Source organism: Pseudomonas cichorii (assembly GCF_019719005.1).
In the GTDB taxonomy this organism is placed as follows: Bacteria; Pseudomonadota; Gammaproteobacteria; order Pseudomonadales; family Pseudomonadaceae; genus Aquipseudomonas; species Aquipseudomonas cichorii_E.
On the sequence record NZ_JAIGPJ010000001.1, the window covers coordinates 328,257 to 339,749 of the forward strand.

Genomic DNA, 11,493 nt, shown 5'->3' on the forward strand with positions numbered 1-11,493 from the left:
ATGCATAAGGTAAACTGCCGCCTCTTTTACTTATAACGATTCGCCTGATGCCCACGACGTTCAAAGAGATTCCCCGCGAGCGCCCGGTTACGCCGTTGCTCGACCGTGCAGATACACCGGCCGGCCTGCGCCGCCTGGGTGAAGCCGAGCTGGAAACCCTGGCCGATGAACTGCGCCTGGAGTTGCTCTATTCCGTTGGCCAGACCGGCGGGCATTTCGGTGCAGGCCTTGGCGTCATCGAACTGACCATCGCCCTGCATTACGTGTTCGATACCCCGGATGACCGTCTGGTCTGGGATGTCGGTCATCAGGCCTATCCGCACAAGATCCTTACCGGCCGCCGCCAGCGCATGACCACTCTGCGCCAGAAGGACGGCATTGCCGCGTTCCCGCGTCGCAGCGAGAGCGAGTACGACACCTTTGGCGTCGGGCACTCCAGCACCTCCATCAGTGCTGCGCTGGGCATGGCGATTGCCGCCCGTCTGCAAGGCAGCGACCGTAAGTCCATCGCGGTCATCGGCGACGGCGCCCTGACCGCAGGCATGGCTTTCGAGGCGCTGAACCACGCGCCGGAAGTTGCCGCTGACATGCTGGTGATCCTCAACGACAACGACATGTCGATCTCACGCAATGTCGGCGGGCTGTCGAACTATCTGGCCAAGATTCTTTCCAGCCGTACCTACACCAGCATGCGCGAAGGCAGCAAAAAAGTGCTTTCCCGTCTGCCCGGCGCCTGGGAAATTGCCCGGCGCACCGAAGAGTACGCCAAAGGCATGCTGGTCCCCGGCACGCTGTTTGAAGAACTGGGCTGGAATTACATCGGCCCTATCGATGGCCACGACCTGCCGACCCTGATCGCCACCTTGCGTAACATGCGTGACCTCAAAGGCCCGCAGTTCCTGCATGTCGTGACCAAGAAAGGCAAAGGCTTCGCGCCAGCCGAAGTCGATCCTATCGGCTATCACGCCATCACCAAGCTCGACCCGCTGAATGCTCCCGCCGCGCCGAAAAAAGCCAGCGGGCCCAAGTATTCGGGCGTGTTCGGTCAGTGGATCTGTGACATGGCCAAGGCCGATTCACGGCTGGTGGGCATTACCCCGGCCATGAAAGAAGGCTCCGATCTGGTGGAGTTCAGCGAGCGTTTCCCGAGTCGCTACTTCGACGTGGCGATTGCCGAACAACACGCGGTGACCCTCGCTGCCGGCATGGCCTGTGAAGGCAGCAAGCCGGTGGTCGCGATCTACTCCACCTTCCTGCAGCGCGGTTATGACCAACTGGTGCATGACGTGGCGGTGCAGAACCTCGACGTGCTGTTCGCCATCGACCGCGCCGGTCTGGTGGGTGAAGACGGCCCGACTCACGCTGGCAGCTTCGATCTGTCTTACCTGCGCTGCATTCCCGGCATGCTGGTGATGACGCCGAGCGATGAAAACGAGCTGCGCCAGATGCTCAACACCGGTTACCTGTATGTCGGCCCGGCCGCTGTGCGCTACCCGCGTGGCACTGGCCCGAATGCAGTGATCGATAACGGCCTGCAACCCATCGAAATCGGCAAAGGCGTGGTGCGTCGTCAAGGCAAGCGCGTTGCCATGCTGGTGTTCGGCGTGCAACTGGCCGATGCGCTGGAAGTCGCGGAAAAAATCGATGCCACGGTGATCGACATGCGTTTCGTCAAACCGCTGGACGAAGCCCTGATCCGGGAAACGGCAGCCGGCCATGATTTGCTGGTCACCATCGAAGAAAACGCCATTATGGGTGGCGCGGGCGCGGCGGTCAGCGAGTTCCTGGCTCGGGAGAATATCCTCAAGTCAGTGCTGCATCTCGGCTTGCCGGACATCTATGTCGAACATGCCAAGCCAGCACAGATGCTGGCCGAGTGTGGACTGGATGCCGAAGGTATTGAAGCAGCAATCAATGCACGGTTGGCGTTGATCGGCTGAACCTGAACCGGCAAAAGCAAAAAGGCGCTCAGTGAGCGCCTTTTTTGTACCTGAGATTTATCCCAGTTGCGGCGGGATGCGGTACAGGTAAAACAGCGCCACAGTGGAAAGCGCGAGCAGAAACACGGGCACCGGCTCAAGCCCGATGAACAAGGCCCCAGCCGCCACCCAGGCCGGAATCCCGGCGAACAGAAAGGCAATGCGGCGAGTCGCAGCAAGCTTGAGCCAAGCGGCGGTTTCCTCAGGTGTATCGAGTGCCGCCTGAGTGGCAATCAAGGCACGCTTGAAAGCGCCGAAAGGCTTGAGGCTAAGGAACATCGACGCGACACCGGCGATGAACAACGGCATTGCCAGTACATGAATCAGGACTTCGCCCGCATCCAGAAAGATGCAAACCACCAACAATGGCGCAAGACTCAGACCCAGTTGCTGCCACCAGGCCAGCGCCATCCGTCTGCGCACATTGTTGCGATTCACGCCGGATCGACCTCACTCTGGTGCTCATTGCCCATCATGTGGCCCAGCTTGCCGGCCTTGGTCGCCAGGTAGAGTTTGTTATGCGGGTTATGACCGGTGTGCAGCGGCACACGCTCGGCAACCTTGATACCCATGTCGGTCAAGGCTTTGACCTTGCGCGGGTTGTTGGTCATCAAGCGCAGAGAACCGACCTTCAGGTGTTGCAGCATCGGCAGGCAGATCGCGTAATCACGCTGATCGGCCGCGAAGCCCAGACGCTCGTTGGCTTCAACAGTGTCTGCACCGCCGTCCTGCAATTCGTAGGCGCGGATCTTGTTCATCAGGCCGATGCCGCGACCTTCCTGACGCAGATACAGCAGCACACCGCGACCTTCAGTGGCAATGGCGCGCAAGGCAGCTTCAAGTTGCGAGCCGCAGTCGCACCGCTGGCTGAACAGGGCATCGCCGGTCAGGCATTCGGAATGCACCCGCCCAAGAACAGGAGCGCCATCGGCAATATCACCCAGGCTCAGAACCACGTGCTCGCGCCCGGTTTCCTGCTCGAAAAAGCCGTTCATGGTGAATTCTGCAAAAGGGGTAGGCAGCTTGGAGGCAGCAACAAATACGACGGGCACCGTGTGCTCCTGGTAGTAGAAGACTGAGAATTCGCAAGGTCCGATTGTAACAGCACGTTCCTGGGGACGCTTAGGCTGAATTCTTACTCATTAATATCAAAAAGCTAGATCAGACCCCAGGCCCAGACCAGTCCCTGCATGGAAAACCAGGCAAACACACCGGCCAGCACATCATCGATCATGATGCCGAAGCCTCCGTGAACATGCCGGTCCAGCCAGCGAATGGGCCATGGCTTGAGGATGTCGAAAAAGCGGAACACCAGAAAACCCACCAGCAACCATGCCCAGCCTTCGGGCACCAGCCAGAGGGTGATCCACATCCCGACCATTTCGTCCCAGACGATGCCTTCGTGGTCGTGTACGCCCAGATCGTCCGCCACCTTGCCGCACAGCCAGAAGCCAAACAGCATGGTGACGCCCAGCATGAGCCAGTAACCCCAGCCCGGCAGCATTTGCCACAAGGGAATGAATGGCACGGCAACGATCGAACCCCAGGTTCCGGGAGCCTTGGGCAACGTGCCCGAACCAAAACCGAAGGCGAGAAAATGCCAGGGGTTGGTCCAGACCGAAGGTGGTACAAACTCGGCTGGAACCTGTTCGGGGTTGTTTTTCACGCTTCACTCCGGAAATGCTGATAGCCCAGCGCGGCAGGCGTGATGTCTTGCCCATCGGCATCCAGCAAGGCAACGCCCTGCCCTTCGACCACTCGCCCGATCACATGCACCGGCCAGCCTGCATCGAGCAGACCAGACAGTTGCTCGGGCGGCAGCGTGAAGGCCAGCAGATAATCATCGCCACCACTGAGCGCCGCCTGCTGTGCAGCAGGCAGATCAAACAACTGTAGCAAGGGCGCAGACATTGGCAGCTTGTCCCGCTCGACCAGCAGGCGCACAGCCGACGACCGGGCAATGTGCCCACAGTCCGCGAGCAAGCCATCGGAAATATCCAGCGCAGCCGTAGCCTTGCCACGCAACGCTTGCCCCAGCGCCAGTTGCGGCTGTGGCGACCAGTAACGAGCAAGCAAGGGTTCGGCAATCGAAGGCTCGGCGCTGCGCTGATTCAGCACCAGCGGCAAGGCTGCCGCCGCATCGCCCAAGGCTCCACCGACACACAGCAAATCGCCTTCACGGGCACCGCTGCGAGTCAGGGCCTGACCGGCAGGCACCGCACCGAACACTGTCAGCGTCAGGCTCAGCGGCCCACGGGTAGTATCGCCTCCCACCAGGCGCAACGAGCAACCCTGCGCCATCAGGTTCAAACCTTCGGCAAAGGCCTGTAACCAGTCGGCTTCGACCTGAGGCAAGGTAAGGGCAAGTGTGAAGGCCACAGGGCGGGCACCCATGGCAGCCAGATCGCTGGCAGAAACCGCCAGGGCGCGCTGGCCAAGCAGAAAGGGATCGCAGACGTCGGGAAAATGCACCCCGGCAACCAGCGTATCGGTGGAAATCGCCAACTGCTCGCCGGGCGGTAACGCCAGCAGCGCGCAGTCGTCGCCGATGCCAAGTGCAACGCCTTCGCCGTCCTGCGCACAGGGCGCGGCAGCGAAGTAATTGCGGATCAGCTCGAATTCACCCATGTGAAGTCCAGGCGCCAATCAGCGCTTGTGGGCCTTCACTTCAGCTTCGCGCAGACGCGGCGCCAGCTTGTCCAGCACGCCATTGACGAACTTATGGCCGTCAGTGGAGCCGTAGACTTTTGCCAGCTCGATGCCTTCGTTGATCACAACGCGATAAGGCACGTCGATGCGCTTGAGCAGTTCGAACGTGGACAGGCGCAATACCGCCAGCTCAACCGGGTCCAGCTCTTCGACGGTCAGGTCAAGGCAAGGCTTGAGTGCGACATCGATTTCGGTCTTGTTGGTGGCAACACCATGCAGCAACTCGCGGAAGTAAGCGCTGTCGACGTTACTGAAATCGTTGTCGACGCGGAACTGCGCTTCGATTTCGTTCAACGAATGACCTGCCATGTGCCACTGGTACAGCGCCTGGGTCGCGAGCTGACGCGCTTCGCGACGTTTGGCGCTCTTGCCTTTGGCTGCCTCGGGAGACTGGGCGTCACGCGGGTTGAACTGATCGCTATCGTCGGAAATCACTTGGCCTCCAACTGCGACAGCAGACTGACCATTTCAATGGCAGACAGTGCAGCTTCAGCGCCTTTGTTACCGGCCTTGGTGCCGGAACGCTCGATGGCTTGCTCGATGGAGTCGACAGTCAGTACGCCGAAAGCGACTGGAATGCCTGCGTCCATGGAAACCTGAGCCAGGCCTTTGACGCATTCGCCAGCCACGTATTCAAAGTGCGGAGTACCACCACGGATCACTGCGCCCAGGGCGACGATGGCCGAGAACTCTTTGCGTTGGGCAACTTTCTGCACAACCAGAGGAATCTCGAAAGCACCCGGCGCACGGATGATGGTGATGTCGCTTTCGCTCACGCCATGGCGAACCAGCGCATCGACAGCGCCGCTCACCAGACTTTCCACGACGAAGCTGTTGAAACGGCCAACTACCAAGGCATAGCGGCCTTGTGGGGCGATGAAGGTACCTTCGATGGTCTTCAAGGTCATTGGGGTGAGTCTCGTATTAAAGAGCAAGCCCGCCTTGGGGCGGACTGTCAGGGATTGTAGGCCACGAATCGGAACTGCCAGGCCGGAACATGCAAAACACAAGCGTCAGCACACAACGACCTGCCGGTATTTATTCGGAGGGCACGTATTCTACAACTTCCAGATCGAAACCGGATATCGCATTGAACTTCATTGGTGAACTCATCAGGCGCATTTTGCGCACGCCGAGGTCACGAAGGATCTGGGAACCGGCGCCAACCGTGCTGTATGTGGTCGGTGTCTTGATGACCTGTTGCCCGGCTTTTTCCCGGATATGGGCCAGCAGAACATCGCCATCGAGCGGGTGACCGAGCAACAGAACCACACCGCTGCCCGCCTCGGAAACCGCAGACATCGCGGCCCGCAGGCTCCAGCGGCCCGGTTGCTTGACCATCAGCAGGTCGCGCAGCGGGTCCATGTTGTGTACACGAACCAGGGTCGGTTCTTCTGCACAGATATTGCCCAGGGTCAGCGCCAGGTGGACATCACCCTCGACGGAGTCGCGGTAGGTCACCAGATTGAAATGACCCAGCTCGCTGTCCATTGGCTGCTCGGCAATCCGCTGAACGGTACGTTCGTGGATCATCCGATAGTGAATCAGGTCGGCAATGGTGCCGATCTTGATGTCGTGCTCAAGGGCAAAGGCTTCGAGCTCGGCACGACGGGACATGGTGCCGTCGTCGTTCATCACTTCGCAGATCACGCCGCTCGGCTCGAAACCGGCCATGCGCGCCAGATCGCATGCTGCTTCCGTGTGACCGGCACGGGACAGGGTTCCGCCAGCCTGGGCCATCAACGGGAAGATATGGCCTGGGCTGACGATATCTTCAGCCTTGGCATCCTTTGCAGCAGCCGCCTGCACGGTACGGGCACGGTCAGCAGCAGAAATGCCGGTGGTCACGCCTTCGGCCGCTTCGATGGAGACGGTGAACTTGGTGCCGAAACCGGAACCGTTACGCGGCGCCATCAGCGGCAGCTTGAGGGTTTCACAACGCTCGCGGGTCATGGGCATGCAAATCAGGCCACGGGCGTACTTAGCCATGAAGTTGATGTGTTCGGCTTTGACGCATTCGGCGGCCATGATCAGGTCGCCTTCGTTCTCGCGGTCTTCATCATCCATCAGGATGACCATCTTGCCCTGGCGGATGTCTTCAACCAGTTCTTCGATCGTGTTGAGCGCCACTCGGCACCCCCTTCAATTCAGGATTTGAGGTAGCCGTTCTCGGCCAGAAAGCTTTCGGTGATCCCGCCATGGCCTGGCTCGGCAGCCTTGTCACCCAACAGCAGACGCTCCAGATAGCGCGCCAGCAGATCCACCTCGAGATTGACCTTACGGCCCGGGCGGTAGTCGGCCATGATGGTCTCGACCAGGGTGTGCGGCACGATGGTCAGCTCGAATTCAGCGCCATTGACCGAGTTGACGGTCAGGCTGGTGCCATCGACGGTGATCGAACCTTTATGAGCGATGTACTTGGCCAGTTCGCGGGGAGCGCGCACGCGAAACTGGATCGCACGGGCATTGTCTTCACGGGAGACGATTTCACCCACGCCATCGACATGGCCGCTGACCAGATGGCCACCCAGACGCGAAGTCGGGGTCAGGGCTTTTTCCAGGTTGACCCGGCTGCCGGTCTTGAGGTCGACAAACGCGGTAACGGTCAGGGTTTCACGACTGACGTCAGCCCAGAAACCATCACCCGGCAATTCAACGGCGGTCAGGCAGACGCCGTTGACCGCGATGCTGTCGCCCAGTTTGACGTCACTCAAGTCGAGCTTGCCGGTTTCCACGTAAACGCGGACATCGCCGCCTTTGGGAGTCAGGGCGCGGATGCTGCCGATGGATTCGATAATGCCGGTAAACATGGGTCCTCCGGGAGAACAAGGGCTGCGCGCTAAGCGAAAGCCGGGAATTATACGCCCTGAGCCATAACAGGGAGAGCGATGACTCGCCAGTCATTGCCGACTGCGCGCATTTCTACAATCTTCAGCTCCAGGGCTTCGCTCATTTGTGCCAGCGGCAGGTCGAGCAGCGGGCGGGCCGTGGAGCCCATGAACTTGCCCGCGATGAAAATCTGATATTCGTCGACTAGCCCCAGGCGTGTGAAAGCACCGGCCAGACGCGGCCCCGCTTCGACCAGCACGTCATTGACGCCACGCGCCGCCAGCTCGACCAGCAACTTGCGCAGGTCAACATGGCCATCGTTGTTGGCCAGGGCCAGCATTTCGTGGCCTTCATCGTGATAGCGGCTACGTGCCGACGCGGCGGCGCGGGTCGCAACCAGAGCGCTGCCAGCCTTGAAGAACGGTGCATCCAGCGGCACTCGCAGACGACTGTCGATCAAGACCCGCAAGGGCGGGCGCGTGGCGGCCAGGGCACTCAGTTCTGCATTCAGGCCCAGCTCGTCGGGGCGCACAGTCAGCCGCGCCTTGTCGGCCAGTACAGTATCGGCACCCGTCAGCACCACACTCGACTGCGCTCGCAGCCGTTGCACGGCGGAACGGGCTTCAGGGCCGGTAATCCACTGACTTTCACCGCTGCTCATGGCCGTACGACCATCCAGGCTCATGGCCAGTTTGACCCGCACATAAGGCAGGCCTTTTTCCATTCGCTTGAGGAAGCCCTTGTTCAGCGCACGGGCTTCGGCCTCCAGCACGCCGCACTGAACCGCGATGCCCGCGCCCATCAAACGCAGCAGGCCGCGCCCGGCGACTTCAGGGTTCGGGTCCTGCATGGCAGCGACAACACGAGCAACACCGATATTGATCAGCGCATCGGCACAAGGCGGCGTGCGACCATGGTGGCTGCAAGGTTCAAGGGTGACGTAAGCGGTTGCGCCACGGGCCTTGTCGCCCGCCTGACGCAAGGCATGCACTTCGGCATGGGGTTCGCCTGCACGTGCATGCCAGCCCTCGCCCACGATCTGGCCGTCACGCACGATCACGCAGCCGACACGGGGATTGGGATGAGCGGAATAGATGCCTTTGCGCGCCAGTTCCAGCGCACGGGCCATGTAATGAATGTCCAGAGCTCCTTGCTCAGTCAACGCTGTACTCATTCTTTACCCGGCTCACGAGCAAGACGCTCGATTTCCTCACGAAACTCGTTGAGATCCTGGAAGCGTCGATAGACCGAAGCAAAGCGGATATAGGCCACTTCATCGAGTTTTTGCAGCTCGGTCATGACCAGCTCACCCACCACCAGGGATTTGACTTCACGCTCGCCGGTGGCGCGCAGCTTGTGCTTGATGTGTACAAGGGCCGCCTCAAGACGCTCGACGCTCACGGGGCGTTTTTCAAGAGCCCGCTGCATGCCGGCCCGCAGCTTTTCTTCGTCGAAGGGCTGTCGGCTACCGTCCTGTTTGATCAGGCGGGGCAGGACCAGCTCGGCGGTTTCAAAGGTCGTGAAACGCTCGCCGCAAGCCAGGCACTCGCGACGGCGACGTACCTGTTCGCCTTCGGCAACAAGGCGTGAGTCGATGACTTTGGTGTCATTGGCACCGCAGAAGGGACAGTGCATGGTGGCAGGCAACAATAAATGGGGAGCGCCATGGTAGCGCATCCCGCCGTCAAGACAAGACTCCGGCACTGCCCGCGAGCTGTTAATAACGCATAAAAATGCATCCAGGCGATGTGAAACTGCCTGCATTCGGTAATACTGCATCACGGTCTTTTTACAGGCCCTTTGTATTTTGTTTTTGTTGGAGCCGTTCATGACGCTACGCCCCTTTGTCTTGCTCGGGCTCATCGGCCTGCTGAGCGCTTGCAGCAGCACCGAAGCCCCACAACCGGCTCCCGCCAAACCCGTGGCGACAGCCCCCAAGGTTCCGGCAGGTCCAGGCCCGCTGCTGCCTCATCAACGGGAGCTGAGCGGGCAACTGTTGGGCGTGCCGGCCGGTGCGGAAGTCGAACTGGCGGTATTGGTGATCGACGAACGTGGCCGCCCGCAGAAACTGCTGACCAATACCAAACTGCAAGGCAACGGCCAGTCGCTGCCCTTCCAGTTGCGCTTCAACCCCGAAGCCTTCCCGGTTGGCCAGCGGGTTGAATTGCGCGGACGCGCCAGCAAATCAGGCCAGTTGATCCTCCATCTGCCTTCGTTGCGCATCGAACAGCCCACCACTCAAGCTTTGGGACAGTTGCAATTCGTCAGCGCGCCATGAGTGCGCCGCCCGCCCTTCAGCAGTCGCTGAGCCAGTTGCTCGGCGACGCTCGACTGGTCGCTACCGCGTTACCGGGCACCGAGCTGAAACTGTGGCTGATCGATGCCGACAATATGGACCGCGCGTTCAGCCCCGACGAAACACGCCGCATTCTGGATGAACCGCCTTACTGGAGTTTCTGCTGGGCCAGCGGCCTGGCACTGGCGCGCTTTCTGGCCGAACACCCACATTGGGTAGCGGGCAAGCGTGTCCTGGATTTCGGTGCAGGCTCCGGCGTGGCTGGCATTGCAGCAGCCAAGGCCGGGGCCGCCGAAGTGGTCGCATGCGACCTGGACCCGCTGGCGTTGGCGGCCTGCCGGGCCAATGCCGGACTCAATGATGTGCAACTCGGTTACTCGGCAGACTTCTTTGCCGAAGCCGATCGTTTCGACCTGATTCTGGTTGCGGATGTCTTGTATGACCGCGCCAACCTGCCGTTGCTGGATCGGTTTCTCAGCCGTGGCCACGAGGCACTGGTTGCGGACTCACGGGTCCGCGACTTCAGGCATGTCGCCTATCAACGCCTGGCTATGCTGCATGCCCATACCCTTCCGGACCTGGCAGAGCCCCACGAATTTCGCGACGTCAGCCTGTATCACGCCCGACGCTGAAGCGTCACCGCAGGTCTTGCCCTGATACTCGCCGCTTTCAGCAATGCCTTGAGGCCTTTATAGTTGGCGGCATTCAGATTTTGCGAGACACGCAATGAGCCAGGACACTTCTTATATCTTCGAGACAACCGCAGCGAACTTCGACCAGTTGGTGATCGACAAGTCATTCGATCAGCCTGTGCTGGTGGATTTCTGGGCCGAGTGGTGTGCGCCTTGCAAAGTGCTGATGCCGTTGCTGGAACAGATCACGGCGAGCTATCAGGGTGAATTGCTGCTGGCCAAGGTCAACTGCGATATCGAACAGGAAATCGTCGCCCGCTTTGGTATTCGCAGCCTGCCGACCGTGGTGCTGTTCAAGGACGGCCAGCCGGTGGATGGTTTTGCCGGGGCACAGCCCGAGTCGGAAATCCGCAAGATCCTCGAACAGCATGTGGTCATGCCGCCTCCGCCAGCAGCCGATCCGCTGCAACAGGCTCAGGCGCTGTTCGCCGAAAGCCGTTTCTCTGATGCCGAAGCAGTGCTCAAAGTGCTGCTGGGTGAAGACAACACCAATGCCTCGGCACTGATTCTGTATGCACGTTGCCTGGCTGAACGTGGCGAGTTGGGCGAAGCACGCACCGTGCTGGATGCGGTCAAGAGCGACGCCCACAAGGCCGAACTCGCGGGCGCGAAGGCGCAACTGACGTTCCTGGCCGAAGCCGCCACGCTGCCGGATGCTGCAGAGCTGAAAACCCGTCTGGCGCAGAATCCGCTGGATGATGAAGCGTCACATCAACTGGCCGTCCAGCAATTGTCCCGCCAGCAATATGAGGCGGCGCTGGAAGGCTTGCTCAAGCTGTTCATTCGCAACCGCAATTACGCCGAAGGCCTGCCGCACAAAACGTTGCTGCAGGTGTTCGACCTGCTGGGCAATGACCATCCGCTGGTCACGACCTACCGTCGCAAGTTGTTTGCAGCGTTGTATTAAAGCTACATTTTCGTCGGGGGGGGGAGGGGCGCCGACTCCATCCGTCCCCGGCCAGGGCCCCCCCCCCCACATTCTTCAAAT

14 protein-coding genes are annotated in these 11,493 nt (G+C 60.4%); 4 read left to right on the forward strand and 10 right to left on the reverse strand.

Annotated features, from left to right (window positions below):
* Positions 1–47 precede the first annotated feature (47 nt).
* On the forward strand, positions 48–1,940 hold the full coding sequence (gene dxs / locus K5D32_RS01570) for a 1-deoxy-D-xylulose-5-phosphate synthase (RefSeq protein WP_221593370.1): 1,893 nt from the start codon (positions 48–50) through the stop codon (positions 1,938–1,940).
* A 57-nt stretch (positions 1,941–1,997) separates the two neighbouring features.
* Here dxs and K5D32_RS01575 read toward each other — a convergent pair whose 3' ends face one another.
* The 10 genes from K5D32_RS01575 to nrdR form a co-directional block, all read right to left on the reverse strand.
* A complete protein-coding gene (locus K5D32_RS01575; protein ID WP_221576663.1) occupies positions 1,998–2,417 on the reverse strand; it encodes an MFS transporter in 420 nt (139 codons plus the stop codon).
* Positions 2,414–3,031, reverse strand: a complete 618-nt coding sequence (ribA, locus tag K5D32_RS01580) for a GTP cyclohydrolase II (protein WP_221576664.1) — start codon at positions 3,029–3,031, stop codon at positions 2,414–2,416. Before ribA ends, K5D32_RS01575 begins: the two co-directional genes overlap by 4 nt.
* Before the next feature lie 104 nt (positions 3,032–3,135).
* Positions 3,136–3,645 carry a phosphatidylglycerophosphatase A gene (locus K5D32_RS01585; RefSeq protein ID WP_201006974.1) on the reverse strand — a complete coding sequence of 170 codons (510 nt, stop codon included), beginning with the start codon at positions 3,643–3,645 and terminating at the stop codon, positions 3,136–3,138.
* Positions 3,642–4,607: a thiamine-phosphate kinase gene (gene thiL / locus K5D32_RS01590; RefSeq protein WP_221599062.1), complete on the reverse strand. Its 966-nt coding sequence runs from the start codon at positions 4,605–4,607 to the stop codon at positions 3,642–3,644. The genes K5D32_RS01585 and thiL overlap by 4 nt, the downstream gene beginning before the upstream one ends.
* 18 nt (positions 4,608–4,625) lie before the next feature.
* Positions 4,626–5,123 carry a transcription antitermination factor NusB gene (gene nusB, locus K5D32_RS01595; protein ID WP_025262013.1) on the reverse strand — a complete coding sequence of 166 codons (498 nt, stop codon included), beginning with the start codon at positions 5,121–5,123 and terminating at the stop codon, positions 4,626–4,628.
* Entirely contained in the window at positions 5,120–5,596 is a 477-nt protein-coding gene (ribE, locus tag K5D32_RS01600; RefSeq protein WP_025262014.1) for a 6,7-dimethyl-8-ribityllumazine synthase, read from the reverse strand. The genes nusB and ribE overlap by 4 nt, the downstream gene beginning before the upstream one ends.
* Positions 5,597–5,726: 130 nt before the next feature.
* Positions 5,727–6,818 (reverse strand): bifunctional 3,4-dihydroxy-2-butanone-4-phosphate synthase/GTP cyclohydrolase II, encoded by a 1,092-nt coding sequence (ribBA, locus tag K5D32_RS01605; RefSeq protein WP_200994461.1) that lies wholly within the window; start codon positions 6,816–6,818, stop codon positions 5,727–5,729.
* A gap of 17 nt (positions 6,819–6,835) precedes the next feature.
* A complete protein-coding gene (locus K5D32_RS01610) occupies positions 6,836–7,498 on the reverse strand; it encodes a riboflavin synthase (protein ID WP_198728196.1) in 663 nt (220 codons plus the stop codon).
* A 47-nt stretch (positions 7,499–7,545) separates the two neighbouring features.
* On the reverse strand, positions 7,546–8,691 hold the full coding sequence (gene ribD, locus K5D32_RS01615) for a bifunctional diaminohydroxyphosphoribosylaminopyrimidine deaminase/5-amino-6-(5-phosphoribosylamino)uracil reductase RibD (protein WP_221599063.1): 1,146 nt from the start codon (positions 8,689–8,691) through the stop codon (positions 7,546–7,548).
* The gene (nrdR, locus tag K5D32_RS01620; RefSeq protein WP_025262018.1) at positions 8,688–9,152 is read right to left on the reverse strand and encodes a transcriptional regulator NrdR; all 465 of its coding nucleotides are present in this window, start codon (positions 9,150–9,152) and stop codon (positions 8,688–8,690) included. The genes ribD and nrdR overlap by 4 nt, the downstream gene beginning before the upstream one ends.
* A gap of 193 nt (positions 9,153–9,345) precedes the next feature.
* On the opposite strand from nrdR, the gene K5D32_RS01625 reads away from it, so the two are divergent.
* The 3 genes from K5D32_RS01625 to trxA all read left to right on the forward strand — a co-directional run bounded on the left by K5D32_RS01625 (position 9,346) and on the right by trxA (position 11,412).
* Positions 9,346–9,795, forward strand: a complete 450-nt coding sequence (locus K5D32_RS01625) for a hypothetical protein (protein ID WP_221556255.1) — start codon at positions 9,346–9,348, stop codon at positions 9,793–9,795.
* The gene (locus K5D32_RS01630) at positions 9,792–10,445 is read left to right on the forward strand and encodes a methyltransferase (protein ID WP_221599064.1); all 654 of its coding nucleotides are present in this window, start codon (positions 9,792–9,794) and stop codon (positions 10,443–10,445) included. The genes K5D32_RS01625 and K5D32_RS01630 overlap by 4 nt, the downstream gene beginning before the upstream one ends.
* A 94-nt stretch (positions 10,446–10,539) precedes the next feature.
* Complete coding sequence (trxA, locus tag K5D32_RS01635) at positions 10,540–11,412, forward strand: thioredoxin (protein ID WP_025262021.1); 873 nt, start codon at positions 10,540–10,542, stop codon at positions 11,410–11,412.
* The last annotated feature ends 81 nt before the right edge of the window (positions 11,413–11,493 follow it).